The sequence below is a fragment of the Amycolatopsis sp. NPDC043885 genome (assembly GCF_056435685.1).
This window is the reverse complement of the sequence record NZ_JBWKEA010000013.1, coordinates 120680-140755: the sequence shown is the minus strand read 5'-3', so window position 1 is coordinate 140755 and position 20076 is coordinate 120680. Positions and strand designations below refer to the sequence as shown.

General features: G+C 69.4%; 17 protein-coding genes. 14 read left to right on the top strand and 3 right to left on the bottom strand.

What is annotated here, in order from left to right; translation table 11 throughout:
• Window positions 1–82: 82 nt before the first annotated feature.
• From AC069I_RS30570 to AC069I_RS30545, 6 genes are read left to right on the top strand one after another with little or no spacing between them, the layout of a single operon-like run.
• Window positions 83–1102 carry a Gfo/Idh/MocA family oxidoreductase gene (locus AC069I_RS30570; protein WP_478266983.1) on the top strand — a complete coding sequence of 340 codons (1020 nt, stop codon included), beginning with the start codon at window positions 83–85 and terminating at the stop codon, window positions 1100–1102.
• On the top strand, window positions 1092–1910 hold the full coding sequence (locus AC069I_RS30565) for a sugar phosphate isomerase/epimerase family protein (RefSeq protein ID WP_478228040.1): 819 nt from the start codon (window positions 1092–1094) through the stop codon (window positions 1908–1910). Before AC069I_RS30570 ends, AC069I_RS30565 begins: the two co-directional genes overlap by 11 nt.
• Window positions 1907–3127 carry a M20/M25/M40 family metallo-hydrolase gene (locus AC069I_RS30560; RefSeq protein ID WP_478266982.1) on the top strand — a complete coding sequence of 407 codons (1221 nt, stop codon included), beginning with the start codon at window positions 1907–1909 and terminating at the stop codon, window positions 3125–3127. The genes AC069I_RS30565 and AC069I_RS30560 overlap by 4 nt, the downstream gene beginning before the upstream one ends.
• Window positions 3124–4173 (top strand): Ldh family oxidoreductase, encoded by a 1050-nt coding sequence (locus AC069I_RS30555; protein ID WP_478266981.1) that lies wholly within the window; start codon window positions 3124–3126, stop codon window positions 4171–4173. The genes AC069I_RS30560 and AC069I_RS30555 overlap by 4 nt, the downstream gene beginning before the upstream one ends.
• Window positions 4170–5114: a Gfo/Idh/MocA family protein gene (locus tag AC069I_RS30550; protein WP_478228043.1), complete on the top strand. Its 945-nt coding sequence runs from the start codon at window positions 4170–4172 to the stop codon at window positions 5112–5114. Before AC069I_RS30555 ends, AC069I_RS30550 begins: the two co-directional genes overlap by 4 nt.
• Entirely contained in the window at window positions 5047–5448 is a 402-nt protein-coding gene (locus tag AC069I_RS30545; RefSeq protein ID WP_478228044.1) for a DUF6917 domain-containing protein, read from the top strand. Before AC069I_RS30550 ends, AC069I_RS30545 begins: the two co-directional genes overlap by 68 nt.
• A gap of 45 nt (window positions 5449–5493) precedes the next feature.
• On the opposite strand, the gene AC069I_RS30540 is transcribed toward AC069I_RS30545, so the two are convergent.
• The 3 genes from AC069I_RS30540 to AC069I_RS30530 form a co-directional block, all read right to left on the bottom strand.
• A complete protein-coding gene (locus AC069I_RS30540; protein WP_478228045.1) occupies window positions 5494–6030 on the bottom strand; it encodes an EF-hand domain-containing protein in 537 nt (178 codons plus the stop codon).
• Between the two features lie 81 nt (window positions 6031–6111).
• Window positions 6112–7359 carry a nucleotide sugar dehydrogenase gene (locus AC069I_RS30535; RefSeq protein WP_478228046.1) on the bottom strand — a complete coding sequence of 416 codons (1248 nt, stop codon included), beginning with the start codon at window positions 7357–7359 and terminating at the stop codon, window positions 6112–6114.
• Window positions 7360–7394: 35 nt separating this feature from the next.
• Window positions 7395–7703, bottom strand: coding sequence for a hypothetical protein (locus AC069I_RS30530; RefSeq protein ID WP_478228047.1), 309 nt, complete (start codon window positions 7701–7703; stop codon window positions 7395–7397).
• A gap of 590 nt (window positions 7704–8293) precedes the next feature.
• On the opposite strand from AC069I_RS30530, the gene AC069I_RS30525 reads away from it, so the two are divergent.
• The 8 genes from AC069I_RS30525 to AC069I_RS30490 all read left to right on the top strand — a co-directional run bounded on the left by AC069I_RS30525 (window position 8294) and on the right by AC069I_RS30490 (window position 20037).
• Window positions 8294–8701 carry a hypothetical protein gene (locus AC069I_RS30525; protein ID WP_478228048.1) on the top strand — a complete coding sequence of 136 codons (408 nt, stop codon included), beginning with the start codon at window positions 8294–8296 and terminating at the stop codon, window positions 8699–8701.
• Window positions 8702–9020: 319 nt separating this feature from the next.
• Complete coding sequence (locus tag AC069I_RS30520; RefSeq protein ID WP_478266980.1) at window positions 9021–9332, top strand: hypothetical protein; 312 nt, start codon at window positions 9021–9023, stop codon at window positions 9330–9332.
• Between the two features lie 408 nt (window positions 9333–9740).
• Entirely contained in the window at window positions 9741–10601 is an 861-nt protein-coding gene (locus AC069I_RS30515; protein WP_478266979.1) for a peptidase inhibitor family I36 protein, read from the top strand.
• A gap of 165 nt (window positions 10602–10766) precedes the next feature.
• Window positions 10767–11108, top strand: coding sequence for a helix-turn-helix domain-containing protein (locus AC069I_RS30510; RefSeq protein ID WP_478228051.1), 342 nt, complete (start codon window positions 10767–10769; stop codon window positions 11106–11108).
• The gene (locus tag AC069I_RS30505; RefSeq protein WP_478266978.1) at window positions 11105–11620 is read left to right on the top strand and encodes a hypothetical protein; all 516 of its coding nucleotides are present in this window, start codon (window positions 11105–11107) and stop codon (window positions 11618–11620) included. Before AC069I_RS30510 ends, AC069I_RS30505 begins: the two co-directional genes overlap by 4 nt.
• Before the next feature lie 38 nt (window positions 11621–11658).
• Window positions 11659–13530 (top strand): trypsin-like serine protease, encoded by a 1872-nt coding sequence (locus AC069I_RS30500; RefSeq protein ID WP_478266977.1) that lies wholly within the window; start codon window positions 11659–11661, stop codon window positions 13528–13530.
• A 49-nt stretch (window positions 13531–13579) separates the two neighbouring features.
• Window positions 13580–17002, top strand: coding sequence for an ALF repeat-containing protein (locus AC069I_RS30495; RefSeq protein ID WP_478266976.1), 3423 nt, complete (start codon window positions 13580–13582; stop codon window positions 17000–17002).
• Between the two features lie 587 nt (window positions 17003–17589).
• Window positions 17590–20037, top strand: coding sequence for an ATP-binding protein (locus tag AC069I_RS30490; protein WP_478266975.1), 2448 nt, complete (start codon window positions 17590–17592; stop codon window positions 20035–20037).
• Window positions 20038–20076 lie beyond the last annotated feature (39 nt).

Sequence of the window (20076 nt, the reverse complement as noted above, 5' to 3'; positions counted from 1 at the left end):
GGAAAGTATTGACACTCGATCATCGCGGATGTCAGTTTTGCGATGTATTCCGAATGGGAAACTCCGAGGAGCAGGCTCACCAGTGCGTTCACTCATTGTGGGACTCGGCCGGGCAGGCGCGGGTCTGCATCTGCCGGTCTTGGCCAAACTCCGTACCCGAACCCCGCAGCTCTTCGACGACGCTCCCATCACCGCGTGCGAATTGCGACCGAACGTCGCCGCACGGGCAGGTCTCGAGGTCATGTCGACCATCGAGGCCGCGGCCGCCGGGCTCGACCCCTCCCGCACCGTCGCGCACGTCTGCACACCGCCGACCGAACGTCTCACCGTGCTCTCCGAACTGGCCACGCTGGGCTTCCGCAAGGTGATCGTCGAGAAGCCGCTCGCCGCCGACATCGACGACCTCGCGCGGATCATCCGCTTGCGCCGCAAGTACAAACTGCATATCGAGGTCGTCGAGCCCTGGCTCGCCAGCACGCTCACCGCGCGGTTGGCCGAGCTGATCCGCAGCGGCCGCTTCGGCGCTCCGAAGTCCATCGGCATCGTGCAGAACAAACCGCGCTTCCGCCGGTCGCTCGTGACGCCGGGACATCCGACCGCCTTCGACGTCGAGCTGCCGCACGGAGTCGCGCTCGCGCTGCGGCTCGCGGGCGCCGCGCGGGTCACCCACGCGTCCGGGACCGATCTCGAGGTCGCCGGGAACGTCGGCCCCCGGATGGGCGGGGCCACCGTCGGTCTCCGGCACAATTCGGGGATCCACACGGAGATTTGTTCGGATCTCACCTCACCGGTACGTGAGCGGCGGGTCACCGTCGACTTCGAAACGGGTACCGCGGTCGGGCATTTCGCGGTGAGCGGCGACGACCACCATTCGCAGCTGACCCTGCGGTCGAGCGGCCGGTCCGAGCACGTCGTGCTGCGCGACGACGCCATGACGGAGTGGATGTCCGTGGCCTACCGGAAGTTCCAGGTGGACGGGGAGCAGACGCAGGGGTTCACCTTCGCCACCGAGGTGGTGCAACTGCTGTCGGTGGCCAAGAACATCTGCGCGGAACCGGTCTCGCGCCCCGAACCCGGCGCGGTGGCGGCCCATGCCGACTGACCCGGTGTTCGCCGGCATCACCGATGAGGCGGCCGACGACCTCGGCGGCCAGATCGCGGCGCTCGACGCACTGGGCTGGCGGATGATGGAGCTGCGCACCCTCGATCGGATCCCCGTCGCCGACCTCACCGACGAGCGGTTCGACGAGGTCGCGACGACGCTGGCGGACAAGGCGATGAGCGTGGTCTGCCTGGCGTCCCGGATCGGTGGCTGGGGCAGGCCGATCACCGGCGACTTCCGGCACGACCTCACGGAACTGGACGTCCTCGCCAGGCGAGCCCGGTCGATCGGCACCCGCTACCTCCGGATCATGTCGTATCCCGATGACGGCCTGAGTGAGCACGACTGGCGTCGCCGGGCCATCGCGAGGATCACCGTTCTCGCCGAACGCGCCGAACACCACGGCGTGACGCTGCTGCACGAGAACTGCTCGGGCTGGGCGGGCACGAGTGCCGAGCGGATGCTCGAACTGCTGGACGAGGTCGCGAGCCCGGCACTGAAGTTGTTGTTCGACACCGGAAACGGCGTAGCCCACGGCTACGATGGATTCGACCTGCTCGCCGATATCGCCGACCATGTCGAGCACGTGCACGTCAAGGACGCGGACGAGCACGGCTTCACCGTCCCCGGCGAGGGTGAAGCACTCGTGGCGGACTGTGTGAAGTTTTTACAGGCCAACGGATACAGCGGCGCGTGGTCGCTGGAGCCGCATCTCGCGATCAAACCCCACGAGCCGGGTGTGCTCGCCAGGGACGCCGCGGCCACGTTCGTCGCCGCGGGCCGGGCGATGGCCGGGCTGTTCCGGTGATCCGCGAGGACCGGGATCTGCTGCTACGGCTGCTCGCCCTGCCGACGGCCGGTCCGCTCGAAACGTCCGGCGAAATCCGCCTCTGGGAGGCGATGCGGGACTACGCCGACGCGGCGGCCGGGATCGGTTTCGAGACGCTGTACCTCGGCAGCCCGGAACCCTCGGTGCTGGACCGGCCCGGTGTCCCGGTCGCGGTCCGCGAAGCCGGACCGGAATTCCTCCCCTGTCAGCCGAGCCTGGTCCTCCGGCTCGGCCCGGCCACTCCCGCCGTGATGTTCAACGTCCACCTCGACACCGTGGCGCCGTTCGAACCGGCGGGTTTCGACGGGGTCCGGTTCACCGGCCGTGGCGCGATCGACGCCAAGGGGCCCGCGGTGGCGCTGCTGGCCGGGGTCCGGGCCGCCGTGGCGGCGGATCCGGCGGTGGGCAGGGACGCCGGCGTGCTCATCCAGGCCGTGTCCGGTGAAGAGGGCGGCGCGATGGGCACGTTCGGCACGCGGCCGCTCGTCGAGGCCGGATTCCACGGCGAGCTCAACATCTTCTGCGAGCCGACCGGCCTGCGCTACCTGCCCCGCTGCTCGGCGTCGATGACCGCGTGCGTGCGAGTGCGCGGGGACGACGCGATCGACGACGAACCGCACCGGGGACACAACGCCACCGTCCTGCTCGGCTTCCTCGCTCAGCATCTGGCGCTCGACCTGGCGGAACACGGTCGAGTCTGCCTAGCGGGGCTGCACACCGGCCGCCTGCACAACAGGGTGTACGGCAGCGGAGAGCTTCTGCTCAACATTCCTTACGACAGCCGGGAAGCGGCGTCGAAGATGACCTCCGCGCTGGAGGACGGCCTGCGGTCGGGGCTCGCCGAGTTCGGCACCCGGTTCCGCGAAACACCCGCCTTCGCCCGTACCGCGGCCGACGCCGTGGCGATCACCGAGGTCCGCTGGCTCAAACGCGACCTGCCCGTCCTGACCGCGCGGGACATCCCGCTGCTGGACGGGCTGGCTCCCCGCTGGCCCGACGACGAGCCCGGCTTCACCTGCGACGCCCTCTGGCTCGCCGACGTCCCCGGCACCCGGACGGCCGTCCTCGGCCCCGGTTCCCTGGGCGGCAACAACGCGCACTCCGCCGGGGAGTACGCCGGCGTCGAAGAACTCGACAGGTTCAGTGATCTCGTCCGCGAGATCGTCGTGCGATTCAGCCGGAACGAAGGAGCTTGACCGTGCTGATGCCCTATCCGGAGCTTCTCTCCCTGGTCACCAGGATCTTCGTGGACCGTGGCGTTCCCGGGGACCGGGCGGCGATCGCGGCCACCGCGTTGTGTCATGGTGACCTGACCGGGGTGACCTCACACGGACTGGTCAACCTGAGGCGGCTGTACCTGCCACTGCTCGACGACGGACGCGCCGATCCGGCGGCGGATATGGTGATCCAGACCGATCTCGGGGCCTGCGTCCTCGCCGACGCCCGGCGCACACTGGGGTTGTGGTCGGCGTCGCAGGCCATGGAACTGGCGTGTGCCAGGGCGTCACGGTACGGCATCGGGATGGTGTCCCTGCGGGGCGCCACGCATATCGGCTGCGCCGGTCACCACGCCGCGCGCGCCGTCACCCACGGCATGATCGGCCTCGTCGCGTCGAACTGCGGCGGGCAGCGCATCGCCCCGCCCCCGGGCGGCGAGGCTACGATGCTCGGCACGAACCCGCTCGCGCTGGCCTGCCCCGCCGGTGACGCGCACCCGTTCGTCCTCGACATGAGCACCACCGTCGTGCCGACCGGGCGCGTGCGGGCCGCGGCGAGGGAAGGCCGGGCGATCCCGCCGGGGTGGCTCGCCACCGACGACGGCGCACCGGTGACCGACGCCGCCGCGTTCGACCGAGGGGACGCCCACCTGCTGTGGCTGGGCGGCGACCCTGAAACGGGCGCCTACAAGGGATTCGGGCTGGGCCTGCTCGTCGAAGTGCTCGGCGCGCTGGTCTCCGGCGCCGCGCTCGGCGCGCTGTCCGCCGACGGGAACCGTGACGACGACATCGGCGTCCTGACGCTGGCGATCGCACCGGAACTCCTGCGCGGCGGATTCGCCGCCGACGCGACCGCGCTCTTCGCCGCCGTGCGTGGCTGGCCCGCCCGTGACGCCGCCGTCCCGGTCGTCTATCCCGGCTGGCACGAGGGTGAACGCGCGGCCCGCTTCCGTGCGCACGGAGTGCCGGTGCCCGACGAGGTCTACGCGGAACTGCACGCGGTGCGGGAAAAGGCGGCCGGATGATCCGGGTCGGTGTCGTGGGGCTCGGTGTCATCTCGCGCTTCTACCTCGCCGCGGTGGAAAGGTCCCGGGCGTTCGAGCTCGCCGCGGTCTGCGATCTCGATCCGGCGGCGCTCGCCGGAATCACCGTGCCCGGCTACCGGGATCACCGGGAGATGCTCGCCGCCGGAAGGCTCGACGCGGTGATCGTGACCGCGCCCAACGACGTCCACGCGTCCGTGTGCCGGGAGGTGCTGGACGCCGGCCTGCCGGTGTGTGTGGAGAAACCGCTCGCCACCGGGCTCCTCGACGGCGAGGATCTCGTGGCGAGAGCGGCGCGGCGGGATGTCGCCCTGTTCACCGCGTTCCACCGCAGGTACAACGCCAACGTGCGGACGCTGCACGAGGCCCTGGCGGGCCGGGCACCGATCGCTTCGCTGACGGTGCGCTATCTGGAGCGGATCGAAGAACACGTCGGCGGTGATCGCTGGTACCTCGACACCGCGCGCTGCGGTGGCGGCTGCGTGGCGGACAACGGCCCGAACGCGCTCGATCTCGTCCAGCTGTTCCTCGGATCGGTGGCGCTGCGGAGCGCGCGGATCACGCGGGACGTCAACGGCGTCGACAGGCAGGCGACACTCGTGCTCGAGAACGCGGTCGTGGAACTCGACTGGTCGTTTCCCGGAGAAGTCAAGGACATCGAAGTGACCCTGACCGATGGCACCGTCCTGCGGGCCGACATGCTCGACGGCTTCCCGGAGTTCAAGGAATCGCTCTGGCACGAGTACGACGGGTTGCTGCGGGACTTCGAGGAAGCCGTGCGCAAGGGCGGGGCCTGGCGCGACAGCGGTCTCACCACTCTGTCCATAGTGGACGAGTGCTACCGGAAGGAATGCGATGCGCGAGGACGGGCCGAAGCGGGAGATCACCGGCACGGTGGTGAAGGTGCTGGTGCATCACCGTGACGATCGGGGAATGAGCCTCGAGCCGTTCGCCAGCCGATGCGTTCGCGCCGGTGAGATCCACGAACTCGTCACGACCAGCCACGACGACACGGAGCCCGGAGCGCCGATCGATCGTGTCGGTTTCCTCGGCTTCGCCGAAATAGACCGGGCAGGCGTGCTCGACCGAGGCGACGAGCTGTGGATCGGCGGCGAACTCGTCGGCACCGTGCTCGGCTTCGACGGATGCCATTTTCCCAATCACTACAACATTCTCATCAGCGTCACGCGGCCCGTCACCGGCGAAGAGCTCGGCTTGAAGCCGGAACTGGAAGTGCGTTTCCGCGGCAGGTGGTGAGCGGCCCGGAGCCGGGCCGCTCACCATATCGCCGCTACGTCACCGTCACTTGCCCAGCAAGGGCACGTCCGATTTGCCGAGATGGTAGTCGCGTACCGCGTGCACGAGTTCGTCGACGGTCAGTTTTCCGTTGCCGTTCACGTCGATGGCCCGGAACGCGGGGGCCACGGCCGAGGACTCGACACCGATGGCCGCCAGCCACTTGGCGAACTCCTGCTGGCTGACCTCGCCGTCGCCGTCGGTGTCGCACAAGCCGACGATCGCCGCGATGGTGGGACGGACCACACGATCGAATCCCGAGTCGCCCTCCTGGAAGATCTGCGCCTCGATCACCTCGGTGAACTGCCTCTCGCTCAGAGCGCCGTTCGGGCCGGCACCCGCCTTACCGGCCAGGTACTCGTACATCGCCACGAAAGAGTCTTTCACCGCACGAGCTTGGGGCGACGCCGGGTCTTCGCCGAACGCGGTGATGATCCGGCCGGCTTCGGCCTCGAGATCGGACTTCTCGATCTTGCCGTTACCGTTGACATCCCACTTCTCGAAACGCTTCTTGAGCCTGTCGTTCTTGACCGCCGTGGTCATTCGTGCACACTCCTTTTCGCGTGGACTCGGAAGAATCTGCGGTACGCGTGTGTCGGCCGGCTCTCGACCCGGCGGACACGGTCAAAGACGGACGACCTCCTCTCCGGGAACCTGTCCCGTCACGTCGAACAGCAGCCTGGCCGTCGAGGTCAGCCGGCTGAGGTCGTAGGCGCGGTGCGCCACCAGCAGGACGGTGACGTCCGCGGCGAGAAGCACCTCGTCGAGGTCGGCGGCCGGTGGCCCCAGTTCGGGTACGGCGCCGGCCACCGGATCGTGGTAAGACACGTCCGCGCCGAGCGCGCGCAACCGGACGGCGATCCGGATGGCGGCGGACTCGCGGGTGTCCGCCACATCGGCCTTGTACGCGACGCCGAGCAGCAGGACTTTCGCTCCCCGCAACGCTTTCCGCTGTCCGGCGAGCAGGCGCGTCACCCGGTCGACCACGTGCTCCGGCATCCGGTCGTCCACGAGGCGGGCGGCGTGCACGACGCCGAGCGAGGTTCCCTCCCGATCCGCCTTGTCCAGCAGGTATTTGGGGTCGACCGGGATGCAGTGCCCGCCGACACCCGGCCCCGGCACGAAGGGCATGAACCCGAAAGGTTTGGTCGCGGCGCAGTGCACCACGTCCCACACGTCGACCCCGATCCGGTCGCAGAAGATGGAGATCTCGTTGACGAGAGCGATGTTCACGTAGCGATAGGTGTTCTCCAGAAGCTTGGCCATCTCCGCTTCCCTGGTGCCGCGCGCCACCACGACCGTGTCGACGAAGCGCCCGTAGAACGCCGCGCAGTATTTGGCGCACAACGGGGTGTGCCCGCTGATCACTTTCGGCGTGTTCCGGACGCCGAAGCGGCGGTTGCCCGGGTCGACGCGCTCGGGCGAGTAGGCGAGCGCGAAGTCCTCGCCCGCGGTCAGGCCGTACTTCTCCAGGATCGGCCGGACGATTTCGTCGGTGGTGCCGGGAAAACTCGTCGACTCGAGCACCACCAGCGTCCCTGGCCGCAGGTGTTCGGCCACCGTCTCCGCCGCGGAGCGGACCGCGGCGAGATCCGGCCCGCCCGCCGGGTCCAGACCGGTCGGGACGCAGAGCACGATCGTTTCCGCGGTGCCGACTACCTCGGGATCGGTCGTCACCGTGAAACCGCTCGCCCGCATGGCCCGCAAACGGCTCGCGGTCACGTCGGGCACATGCGAACGCCCCTCGGCCACGGCGGCCGCGACCCTCGGCGAGGTGTCGTAGCCGGCGACCGACAACCCCGCCCCGCAGGCGGCCTCGGCCAATGGTAACCCGACGTATCCGACTCCGATTACGACAAGATCGACGGACACGGGACCCCCTCAAGTCTCGATGTCGTGCGAACCGATCAGCTGACCGAGAACGAACCGGTTCCCGCCGGGACGTGAGAACCGAACCCTGCTTGGACCCGTATCCCGGGCATCAAGCAGAGCGGATCGCCGTAGATGACCACTTCGGCCGAGGTCAGATTGGCCAGGACATGGGCAGCGATGGGGAGTTTGTGGCAACCCTCGGGGTTCCGGTAGGTGTCCAGACGCTGGAACTCCGTCGAGAAGACCACCACTTCCCCCGCCGCGGCCTGGGCAGGCGGACTCGCGACGATCAGCAGGGCACCGGCGGACGCCGCGCTCAACGCGGCGATGACAAGACGGTTCATCGAATGCCTCCACATCCAAGATCACGACTTCACTCCGCACGCTAACAGTCACGCTTGGCAAAACCGGTGCCCCGCCGGAACTTCACGCGCGCAGGTTGCGGTCCGTTCGGCCGGATCATTCGGATGGCGGCTTCAAGCACTCTGCGCGTGTTCTTCGAGCGCGGGCGGTTCACATGAACGAGTGGTGCGAGCAATGAAGTCAGGGATGATCGGCGGAGATTCGAGACGCTGAGTGTCCCGGGCCCGTTCGGCCGGAAAGGGCTTGTGCGGCCGGGCGTTCTCGAGTCCGGTCGGGTCGCCGACCGAGTCGGCAGCGCGAGCCACCCCCCGACCGTCCACAAAGGACTATACCGGCGATCGAAGTGCCGGCTCGGTTGCTTTTCGTGACGAGGGGTCGTGAGTGATAAGGACGGTTAGAACCGTCCTTATCACTCACGACCTCAACACAGAACCGTACATACATGCATCAATCGGATATTTCGCCAGGATTCACGGACCGACCGCATCCGGGGACCACTCGGCGAGCGCCCCCGGAAGGTGACCGCGTACCGGGGCGGACCGTTCCAGAAGCCGTCGTCGAACGGGGCCCGATGTCCGCGGACCCGGCCATGCGCGACTCGCACGCGAACACGCCCTGGTCCAGTTCGGCCAGCCGGTCCGCGATCGTCCTGTTCGCGGCCGAGGAGAGCGACCCCGGCATCCTCGCCGCCTGGAAAGCCGAGGCCGAACGGGTCATGGCGGGGCACGGCCAGGTCCTGATCATCACTCGCGGCCATCTGCCGACGAGTCCCACGGACGGCGTCATCGCCGACATACGGAGCGAGGCGCACAACCGCTACGGCGTGCGCCGGCGGGAGAACCCGGACACAGCACCGCGAGTGCGGTCGTCGGCGCCGGCTGACGACCCCGGTCGCCATGGTGCGGCCGACCGCCCGCTCCGTTGGGTAAGCCGACAATGGTCCGGTACTGCTGGAAATGTTCCCTGTCCGCAATCATGATGGAGTTTTGTACGCGTTTACCAGCGCGTCCGGACGCTCAGGGAAATGGGCAAAGAAGGCCTTTCTTTTCGGACCGTCCAGCAGCGGCGGCGGTCATGTTTTGTGGTTCGAATGACCCCTGCGCTCGGTACCAGGCCCTCGTTGGCATCGGTCTGCGGCAGCAGGTTACCGCAGACCGATCCGAAGGGAACGCAATGCGCCGTTTTTCGCGCCTTCTTGCGCCAGTCTCGGCGACAGCGCTGGTTTTCTGTCGCAGGTGTTCGCCACGAACAATATCGCCGCGGCCGACTACACGAGTATCGATGTAGGACCTGTCAGCATGGCCACATCGATGGACTGCCTGGGTGAACGGAAGTCCGTGGGTGACGCCTGGGTCACTCTCGACGGGGACCGAATCACCGTGCGAGACCACTGCGCCGACGGGAATCCGGTCATGGCACGGGTGCAGATGACGGTCAACGGCGCCACCCGGTATTGGATGTGCTACAACAACGCCGGCGCCGGAACCACAAAAGTGTGCAACAACGATTGGCCCGAAGGATTCGCCGGATTCAAGACCGTGGTCTTCTTCGCCTGGGACGGTATCCGCGAATACAGAATAGGGACGCTGAGGAACTGGCGGGACGGATAAGCGGTCGACCATCGCCACAACGACACGTGCGGGCCGATGATACCGGGAAAACTTCATGTTCCGCACCGTGAACCCTCCTGACTGCGAACGCGTGGTGCCCCGGTCGAGTGACTCCCGGGACACCACTCTCAGCTCGAGTTCCATCTGGGCCTGACCGTCGCCGACGTCTCGGCCGTATCCGATCCCATGGAGACAGGCGGGCAATGCTCCCACGCCTGCGCAAACGGTGGCACCGCCGGTGTAGATGTGCTCGTAGTTCGAAGTTCGGGCACGGCGAACTCGCTCCTCCCGTCGGATGAGCGGCAGTTTCCCCTTTACGACTTCCCCTGGCGCCCATCACGTCCGTAGCGTCGTGCACTGGCTGATTCGCCGCATTCAAGGAGAAAGGGAACGTCGTTGAGAAGATTGATGGTCGCACTACTCGGCGCGGCACTGGCATTGGGCAGCACTCTCCTGGCCGCCCCCTCGGCGCAGGCCGCGACGGCACGGAACGGCGTCTGCGAGGACGGCGAGTTCTGCTTGTACTACAACAGCAATCAGCAGGGGTCGGTCAGCGATTTCGACGCGTCGGTCGGTAACTACGGCACGGGTTCCGACTGCTATCACTTCCTCGGCGCGGGTGCGGGGAAGGGCCTGTGCGTGAAGAACAACGCGGCCTCGGTGTGGAACCGGAGGGACGCGGTGGTCACCGTGTTCTTCAAGGGCGGCTGGACCGGCCCGATCGACTCGTTCACGCACGGCGCCAAAGGCAACTTGACCTCGACGTACAACGACAACGTCGGGCACCTGCTCGGCCTGGTGGGGAACGACTGGCTGGAAACCGGGCTGTACCACAGCGACTCCGGCCGCATCACCTCCTATTTCGACGGCTACGTGAACACGTCGGGCAGGCACGAGGGGATCGACTTCGCGCGCGGCTTCGGCGTTCCCGTGTACTCCATGACCCAGGGGTCCGTGATCAGGAAGACCGAGGGCAGCAACGGCAGCGGCGGCCTGTCCACGTTGGCGATCTACAACCGGGATCAGGATTTCACCATCATCTACCTGCATCTCAACCCGTCGAACGGGCTCGCGGTCGGTGAGTTCGTCAGCCGCGGCCGGCAGATCGGCACCGAGGAGTATCGCGGCGCCAGCGCCACGCACACGCATGTCGAGTACCGGCCGGGCAGGCACGAGAGCGCGTCGGACAGCACCGGCGACCCGGTTCTCGACAACCCGAGCCCGTCACTGTTCTGGCGGAACCACGGCTACAACATCTGCTGCGGATAAACGTCGTCAAGCCCGCTCTGCTCGCCCGAGCCGAGCGGGCACCCGACGTCCTGACGTCGAACCGGCACTTCTTCGCGGAAGTTTCCGGTTGTCCGCGCCCAGCCGCTTTCCGACCATGATGCGGCATCGGTGACGCGAGTCGCTGAGCGAACGCGGAGGACGCCAGTGACTCAAGGTGTTCACACCATCCTGCCCGGCAGGCAAGCGACCGTGCCGTACGCGCTGGAGGCGACGATCCCGGCGGATGAGAGCCCGGCCCGCTTCGGCAAGTTGCTGCGAAGCCACCGGCACAGTCTCGGCACGACCCAGCGGCTTCTCGCCGCCCGCTCCACCGTCAGCGTCCGAGCGATCAGAGACCTCGAGCACGGCCGGGTCGGCAGGCCCCGCCGCGACACGGTCCGGCTCATCGCGGCCGGGCTCGGCCTGTCCGGCCAGGCTCGCGCCGAATTCGAACGAGCAGCGGTTTCGTATCGACCGACCACCCACCGCAAGAGGAGACCCGTATGAAGCATCCGTTGAGAGCGGCGATGGCCGCCACGCTCGCCGCTCTCGCCGCCTTCGCCATCGGCGGCGCGCCCGCCGGTGCCGACGTGACCCCGCAGGCCGACGACCTGCCACCGCTCGCGATCGAGGACTTCAACTACCCGCAGGCCGCGCAAATCCAGGCGGAGCGCGGATTTCTGCTCAAACGCGGTGACGGCCACATCGTGCTGCTCGCTACCTGCCCGGCCGACACGACGGATCCGGATCTGCTGCGGATCGCCGAACGGGGTCAGCCCGGCTCCGGTTACGTGTGCTTCCGCGTCTCCGGGAAGACCGGGCACCTGACCGTCGAGATGCCGTCCGTTTACGGCGTGAGCACCGGGAACTTCACCAGCGACGTCGTGCTGACTCCCGACGACGGGGCGACGAAGAAGACGTACAAGGTGCCGCCGAACAGCTACGCGGGCGTCGGCGAGACCGACCCGGAGGGCACCGGCGGCGAGTACATGCTCCTGGAGATCAAGGTTTCCCGTTGACCGGCCCCCGCATCCAGCACCGTGTGAGGAACTCAGTCATGACAAGACCCGTCCGGGCCCGTTCGAGAAGGCTGGCCCTGTTGTCCGGCTTGGCCCTTGCCGCCACCGCGGTGACGACCGCACCCGCGGCGGCCGTCGTCGGAGGCGACGCCGACCACGCGTTCGTCGTGCGGCTGGACATCGGCGGCGGCGGCCGCGCCTGCACGGGCGCGCTGGTCGCGCCTGGCTGGGTGCTCACCGCCGCGAGCTGCTTCGCGGCCACCCCCGGCACGGGCCTTCCGCCGTCGGGCACCCCGCCCCAGCCCGTCACCGCGACCATCGGCCGCCCCGATCTCACGACCACCGCCGGCGTGGTGCGGAACGTGCTCCGCCTGGTCCCGCACGAGTCGCGGGACCTGATGATGGCCCAGCTCAACCTTTCCGTCCCGGGCGTCACGCCGGTCGCGGTCAGTGCGACCGCACCGACGGCAGGCGAGCAACTGACACTCCCAGCCTACGGCCGGACCGCCACCGAGTGGGCGCCGCTGCGCCAGCACGCGGGCACCTTCACGGTCGACGCGGTCACCGGCGGGAACCTCGCGCTCACCGGGCAGAACGGCGCCGCCGTCTGCGCCGGTGACACCGGCGGTCCCGCGCTGCGCACCACCGGCTCCGGCGTCGAGGTGGCCGCGGTGAACAGCCGCTCCTGGCAAGGCGGCTGTTTCGGCACGCCGTCGACCGAGACCCGGACCGGGGCCGTCGACACCCGCGTCGACGACGTGCGGCCGTGGATCGCGAACGTCGCGCTGGGCGTCCACTGGACCGACGCGGCCACGGTCTCCGGCGACAACCAGACCGACTCGGCGGTCGCGACCTCGCGCAACGGCGCGATGACCGCGGTGGTCTGGGAGGACGACCGGCTGGGCACCAATCCCGCCGACACCGTCGGCACCAACGTCTACCTGCGGCTGTACCAGAACGGACAGCCCAAGTTCACCCGCGCGGTCACCTCGACCGGAGCGGCGAACTGGAAGCACATCCAGCCGGACGTCGCGGTCCGTGACGACGGCACGACCATCGTCACCTACGCGGACGACCACGACGGCAACGGGTACTACGACATCAAGGTGAAGACGTTCGACTCCACCGCACGCGAGACCGGCGCGGCCACGGTCAACGCGAACGCGGCCGGACAGCAGCAGAACCCCCGGATCGCCGCCGACCCGGACGGCACGGGCTTCGCCATCGCCTTCGAAACCTGGAACGGTGCCCCGAAACAGGTGTACCTGGCGTTCTATTCCGCCATCACCCTCAAGAAGTGGGAAAAGATCATCAGCCCCGGTGCCGGTCCCAGCCAGAACCCCGACGTGGCGATGGGCGCGAACGGAAACGCGGTCGTGGTCTGGGAAATGGACACCGGCAGCGGCGCGTTCGCCATCCGCATTCGCGGCTTCGCCCCGGACGGCACGGAGTCACTGGGCTACCGCGCTCCCGGCGGTACCGGGGATCAGCGAGACGCGAGCATCGCCGCCGACTTCGCGGGCAACTTCGTCGTCGGCTGGCAGAACGACAGCACGGGCAACAGGCAGGTCGCGGTCCGGTCGTACACCGCGGCGGGTACCGGGGGCGCCACCAGCTACGGCCCGAACGGGGCGGAACCGAAGGTCGGCATCGACGGCCAGCGGCGCGCCGTCGTCGCCTGGCGGTACGGCGGCGAGGTGTACGTGCGAGGCGTCAACGCGGACGGCACCACCACCGGCAGGCTGCCGACGCTGCGGACCACCACCGTGGCCAACTCCAACCCCGACGTCGAGCCCGCGGTGGCCGTCGATCCGGCCGGTGCGATCACGCTGACCCACACGAAGACGGTCAACACGGCCGGGTTCAACCAGATCCAGTACGGCACCGGCCTGAGCAATTTCGGCTGGTAAGGCCCCGCCTCCGCTCTGAAGCAAGCTCCGCTCTGGAAAGGAATCCGTGATGTCCTCGAACGAATGGTCCAGACGCCAGGCGCTTCACGCGCTAGGTGGTGCCGCCGCCCTGACCGTATTGCCTGCCGGGCTCTCACTCGCCACGGCACCTCCGGCACTCGCCGCCGCCGACCCGACTGCGACGGGGCTGCCGGACACCATCCGGGGGCGGGCCGTGTGGCAGTACAAAATCGGCGGCAAGGCGGTGCGCCGCGAGGCGATGGCCGCGCTGGCCGGTTCCGACGCGGACATCACGGATTTCCTGAACAACCGGCTCCAGCCGGCCATCCACGAAGACAACCAGTTCGCCCTGTTCGCCGCGCTGCCCTTCGCGGGCCGCGCGGCCACCAGCGCGATCGGCAACGCCCTGGACGGCGGCGGCGCCGCGATGTCGGGCTTCATGCAGGACGGCTACGCCGCCGCGGTCACCGAGGACAAGCGGGTCGAGGTACTGACCATCAAGAACACGGGTGGGACCTCGGTGCAGCGGGCGGCCACCGAAGCGCTGAACACCAACACCCTCGCCGCGTTCACCGCGTTCATCGACGACGGCCAGTACCCGGCCCACGACGAGGACAACCGGGTCCTTGTCTTCAAAATGCTCGCCACGGCTTCACCGCAGGTGAAGCTCTACGCCCAGCGGGCACTCGACGCCGGTACCCCGGGAGCGATCAACTGGTTCCTGCGCACCGGCCAGTACATCGCGCGTGCCCGCGACGAAGAGGCCGCCACCATCGAGCAGCTGGTCGGGATCGTCGAGCGGGAAGGCCGGATCGCGCAACGGTGCACCGACCAGGCCGTTGCCCTGTCCAACGCCGCGAAAGAGGCGGCGCTCAAAGCGAAACAGGCCGCACTCGCCGCACTGGCCGAGGCCCGCGCCGCGCAGAACGACGTGCGCCGCTCGGCGAAGGCGGCCAACGCCGCCGCCCGCGCGGCGAAGGGCGCGGCCTCCTGCGCGGCCACCGCGATCAGCGCGTCCCGTGCCGCACAGCAAGCCGCGCGCCGCGCCGCTTACGCCTCCCAGGCCGCCGCGCACGCCACGGCCGCGGCGGGCCGGGCGGCCGCTCGCGCGTACAACGCCGCCATCTCCGCGTCCCAGAACGCGAGCGCCGCGGCAGCCGCACGGCAGGCCGCCGTCACCGCCCGCAACGCCGCCGGCCAGGCGCGTAACGCCGCGCGCGCCGCCGAGCAGGCACGAATCGCCAGCTGGAGCGCGGTCTCGGCCGGTACCTCGGCCGCGGCCGCCGCGACCGACGCGGCATCGGCGGCGAACGCGTCGGCCGACGCCGCGGCGGCCGCCGGGGTGGCACAGGCCGAGGCCGCGGAAGCCCGTCAAGCCGCTGCCGTGGCCAACGCCGCGGCGGCGCGCGCCAACCGTGCGGCGGCCGCCGCGCGAGCGTTCGCCAACCAGGCCTCATCGGCGGCCGCCGCCGCGCGCGACGCCGCGAACAGCGCCGCCGACCACGCGGACGCCGCGGCGGCCGCCGCGGAGGAGGCCGCCGACCACGCTGGTCAGGCGATCGACTACGCCAACGGGTCGACGGCCGCCGCCCAGCGCGCCGTCGCGGCCGCCACCCTGGCCATGGACACGGTCAATCAGGCACGAGCCGTCGAGCAGGCGGCCAGGGACGCCGAGACCGCCTCGTTGGCCGAGGAGACGGAACTCGGCGTCGAACTCGCCCAGCGGGACGCACGGGCCGAGGCGGACGGGCGAGCCAGAATCACCCGGCAGCAAACGCAGAGCGCACTGACCGACGAAGCGACCCGCACCTTGATCGCAAGCGCCGAAACCGCGTTGCGGGAGGGCGACACCGGCCGAGCGGTCACGCTGGGACGGCAGGCCGCACTCAAACTGATCACCAACGGTGTCACCAGGAGCTGGACGAGATCGGCGGCGGAATTCGCCGTCGCGGGCGGCGACGAGGACGTGCTCGCCTGGCTCCGCGCCGACCGGGTGCTGTCACAACGCCAGGACGACAGCGAATCCGTCGCCGCCGTCGCCGCTGTGGCGACCGTCGCGGTCGCCGACGCCGCCACCCGGGCACTGCAGAACGACGATCCCGCCGCGGTCACCGAATTCCTCACGACCGGCGCCATCGAGGCCGCGGCGGAGGACAACAGGGTGGCGATCTTCGACATCCTCGCCGGCAATCCCGGGACGTCGACGCGCACCGCCGCGCAGGCGGCACTGGACGACGGATCGGCCGCGGCGTTGCACCACTTCCTCAAGGTGGCCATCGTCGACGCGGCCGCCGAGGACGACCAGGTCGAGGCTTATCGGCTGCTCAACGAGGGCGGCCCGTACACAAAGGCGGCGGCGCAGATCGCGCTCGCGGGCACCACCAACATGCGCCACAACTTCGTCGTCGGCACCCAGTTCGACACCATTCAGCTCGACCAGGACCGGGCCGCCCACGTCGCCGCGATCCGGGCGGCCATCGCGCACGCGGCCAGGATCGCGTCGAACGCGCTGGCGGACGCGGCGCTGGCGTCCAAGGCCGCGGCGGAGGCGAGGAAGGCCGCCGCCGAAGCGGTCACCTGGGCGAACCGGGCGGCCGGGTACGCGGCGGACGCCCAGCGGTCCGCCACCGAAGCCGCGAACAACGCCGCGGCCGCCGAGCAGTCCGCCGCGGACGCCCGGCGCTCCGCCGAGCAGGCGGCGGCCGCGGCGGCCGTCGCGAACCGGGCACGGCGGGCGGCGAACTACTCGATGTTGCGCGCCATCGACTCCGCCGACCGGGCGGTCGGGTACGCCGGCAGCGCCCAGGTCTCGGCGAACAATGCCCGCGCATCCGCACTCCAGGCAGGCCAGGACGCTGCCACGGCGGCGGAAGCGGCGAGCCGGGCACGGTTCATCGCCACCGAGGCCGCGAAAGCCGAGGCCGCGCTCGCCGCGCAGCGGGCATGGATGAAGGCCCGGGAACACAAGGACGCCGGCAGTGACCTCTGCACCGACGATCCCCACGCGCGCGGCGACTGCTCGATCTTCGCCGTGTGGCCGTTCGAATCCTGGAACAGCAGGGACATCGCCGCACTCATGTCCCGCTATTACAACGGACTTTCCGACATAACCGGCTTGATCGACGGCATCATCGCGGTCGCCACGTTCGGCATGAGCAGGAAGCCCTGGCAGTTGTACGTCGTCAGCGGCGCACTCAAGATCATGTCCATCAACGCCGGATATCTCGCAGCAGGCACGTCCGGCTACGCGTACGGCTGGGAAAGCAAGGAGTTCCACACGGCCCTCGGCAAGGCGATGGTGAACCACGGCCTCACCCTGATCGGATCGATCGAGATCTACGGCCGCAGCCTCCGGGTCGGCACGTCGCCCATCGGGAAGAATTTGCTCGAGCACCGTTACGAAGAGATCGGCGCTTGGGGGGATCACAAGGTGGAGGACGCCATCGGCTGGGTGCACAGGCTCTTCGACTGACCTGGCCTGACCGCGGCCTGGTAGACCACCTCACGCCGGGCGAGCAGGCGCCACCGGGACTCAAGTTGATCTTGAATGCCTCGGGTTGGTCGCGAGTGGCGATCACCACGGTAGTGAAGGCCTCCTTACCAACCCTCAGGGTAGGCAAGGAGGCCTTCACGGACCGGGCCTGGGATCAAGCGCAGCCGGAATCCACATAGGTACCCAAGACACCGTTCGGGTTCTGACCCGAATCGCCACTCACGACCCACGCCACCTTTGCATCACCCCTCCGAAGGGGACTTTCCCATCAGCGTCATGCGATGTGGGGAAAGCTCCCTTCGCCGCATGAGACGAGGGGAAGGTCCCCTTCAGCCCCGACTACCTCACCCTAAAATCAGGCATATCGCCATCAACCGGACATTCCATCTGGCGGAAGTGTCTCCTGTGGACAGTCAGGCAGAATGCACCTCAGCTCCGCCGACCCCCCTCATGGTGTTCCGGTGTGGACTGAGCGTGAGCAGGATCCGGCGTTTTCGACCAATTTCGATCAAAGTCGTCGGCGAACCACGGCTTTTCGTCGTCGCACCCGCTCTAACATCCGCAAAATGGACCGTCGTCCGAGTTCGTTGCTGGGTGAGTCGAGGCGGGAAGCCGGGCTCACCCAGGAGGAGTTGGCGGAACGCACCGGGCTGACGGTGCGCAGCATCAGCAACATCGAGCGCGGCCGGGTCGCCCGGCCGCGGCGCCATTCGGTGGAGGCGCTGGCGGTGGGGCTGGGTCTCCAGGGCGAGCAAGCGAGCCGGTTCGTCCGGCACTACTGCCCGGACGCGGTGTCGCCCCCGAGAACGCCGGTCGCTTCGGTGCCCGCGCAACTGCCCTCGGGTATCACGTCGTTCGTCGGGCGGCAGCGGGAGATCGACGCGCTCGACGCCCTCCTCGGCGAGGGGGACGGCGGGGGTGTCGTCGTGGCGGTACTGGAGGGCATGGCCGGGGTCGGCAAGACCTCCTTGGCCGTGCAGTGGGCGCAGCGGGTCAAACACGACTTCCCCGACGGGCAGTTGTTCGCGAACCTGCGCGGGTACGGGCCGGGGGCGCCCGCCGACCCGGGCGAGGTGCTGCGGTCGTTCCTGCGGGCGCTCGGCGTGCCCGTGGCGGACGTGCCCGCCGACCTCGACGACCGGGCCGCGTCGCTGCGCAGTGAGCTGGCAGGCCGCTCGGTCCTCATCGTGCTGGACAACGCCCGCTCGGCGGACCAGGTCCGGCCGCTGCTGCCCGGCCACGCGGGCTGCGCGGTGGTGGTGACGAGCCGCGCGGCACTGCACGGGCTGACGATCAGCGCCGACGCGCACCGGGTGCCGGTGCCGCTGCTGACCGAGCAGGAGTCGTTCTCCCTGCTCGACCGGCTGGCGGGTCCCGGACGGAGGTTCGCCGACCGCACCGCGCTCGCCGACATGGTGTCGGGGTGCGGCGGCCTGCCACTCGCCCTGCGCATCGTCGGTGAGCGGCTCGCGCACCACCGGAGCCTGGCGAACGTGGCGTCCTCGATGCGTCCGGCCGGGGACCGGCTCGCAGCGCTGACCACCGAAGAGAAGACGACCTCACTGCCCTCCGTGCTGTCCTGGTCCTACGACGCGCTGCCCGGCGACGTGGCCTCGGCCCTGCGTCTGCTCGGCCTCCATCCCGGCCCGCACTGGGACATCGCCGCGGCGGCGGCGCTGCTGGGCACGGACCCGCCGGAGACCCACCGGCTCCTCGACGCGCTCGTCGACAGCCACCTGCTGCTCGCGCACCGCGCGGACGGACGGTTCGAGTTCCACGACCTGGTCCGCGACTACGCGCGCGGCCGCGCCGACGAGGAACCGGCGCAGCGGCGATCGGCCGCCCTGCGCCGCCTCGCCGAGCACTGCGTGGCCGGGGCGGCCGACGCGGCCGGGTCGATGACGGCGGGCGACCCCAACCGAAGACCGCTGCTCACCCCGATCACCGGGAACGTCATGTTCACCGGTGCGGAGGACGCGGCGACCTGGCTGGCGGCGGAACTGCCCACCTTGATCGCCATCGCGGAACAGTCGTCGGCCACCGGCGACACGTACGCCCGCGACCTCTCGACCGTGCTGTGGCAGGCGTTGCGGGTGCACGGTCACTACGGCGCCCTGCGCACACTGCACCGGCTCGCGCTCGCCGAGGCACAGCGGGCGGGCGACGCCATCGGCACCCAGCAGGCGCTCGTCGATCTGGCCGCGATCTGCGCCAGGCTCGGCCATTTCGACGAGGCGGTGACGCACCTGACCCGCTGCCTCGACGTCGACGGGAGCCCGGTCGTCACCGGCCGCGCGCTGAACACCCTCGGCACCGTGTACGCGCAGCTGGGCCGGTACGCCGACGCGGCGGATCACCTGAGCAAGGCGGTCACGGTTTCCCAGGAGACCGGCGACCGCCTCAACGAAGGACGCTCGCTGTCCAACCTCGGCTTCGTCCACGAACGCCGGGGCGAACTGGTCGCCGCTCTCGACTGCTATCGGCAGTGCCTGACCAATGCCCAAAGCATCGGTGACCGGCTGAGCGAGGCGATCTCGCTGCACAATCTCGGGGACGTGTACCGCGCGCTGGGCCGGTGGTCGGAAGCCCACGACCACCTCGACCGATCGCTGACGGTCAGCAGGGCCGAAGGTCACCGGGAGGCCGAAGGGTACGCACTGGCCTATCTCGGGCTGGTGCATCTCCGGCAGGGCGACGCGGCAGCGGCCCGCCTGCATCAGGAAGCGGCGCTCGACATCGCGATGACAACCGGCATCCGGCCGCTGGAGACCCTCGTGCACAACGGGCTCGCGGACAGCGCGCTGGCGTGCGGCGACCGGTCGGCCGCGCTGGCGCACTACACACGGGCCGCCGAACTCGCCCGGCTCACCCGCGAACCGCACGAGGAGGCCCGCGCGCTGACCGGTATCGCCGCGACCCACGACGACGTAGGGGCTCCGGACAAGGCCAGGCCGTACCGCGAACGCGCGCGGTCGCTTTACGACGCGATGGGCATCGCGATGGTGGCTTCGTGACCGGAACTTGCCGTCCGCATTGTTCCGGTCGGAATTCCT

Coding starts and splice junctions, on each gene's coding strand:
- AC069I_RS30490 (WP_478266975.1), top strand. CDS start 17,590: ATGGACCGTCGTCCGAGTTCGTTGCTGGGTGAGTCGAGGCGGGAAGCC.
- AC069I_RS30505 (WP_478266978.1), top strand. CDS start 11,105: ATGAAGCATCCGTTGAGAGCGGCGATGGCCGCCACGCTCGCCGCTCTC.
- AC069I_RS30515 (WP_478266979.1), top strand. CDS start 9,741: ATGGTCGCACTACTCGGCGCGGCACTGGCATTGGGCAGCACTCTCCTG.
- AC069I_RS30540 (WP_478228045.1), bottom strand. CDS start 6,030: ATGACCACGGCGGTCAAGAACGACAGGCTCAAGAAGCGTTTCGAGAAG.
- AC069I_RS30495 (WP_478266976.1), top strand. CDS start 13,580: ATGTCCTCGAACGAATGGTCCAGACGCCAGGCGCTTCACGCGCTAGGT.
- AC069I_RS30530 (WP_478228047.1), bottom strand. CDS start 7,703: ATGAACCGTCTTGTCATCGCCGCGTTGAGCGCGGCGTCCGCCGGTGCC.
- AC069I_RS30545 (WP_478228044.1), top strand. CDS start 5,047: ATGCGCGAGGACGGGCCGAAGCGGGAGATCACCGGCACGGTGGTGAAG.
- AC069I_RS30520 (WP_478266980.1), top strand. CDS start 9,021: ATGGCCACATCGATGGACTGCCTGGGTGAACGGAAGTCCGTGGGTGAC.
- AC069I_RS30565 (WP_478228040.1), top strand. CDS start 1,092: ATGCCGACTGACCCGGTGTTCGCCGGCATCACCGATGAGGCGGCCGAC.
- AC069I_RS30550 (WP_478228043.1), top strand. CDS start 4,170: ATGATCCGGGTCGGTGTCGTGGGGCTCGGTGTCATCTCGCGCTTCTAC.
- AC069I_RS30525 (WP_478228048.1), top strand. CDS start 8,294: ATGTCCGCGGACCCGGCCATGCGCGACTCGCACGCGAACACGCCCTGG.
- AC069I_RS30500 (WP_478266977.1), top strand. CDS start 11,659: ATGACAAGACCCGTCCGGGCCCGTTCGAGAAGGCTGGCCCTGTTGTCC.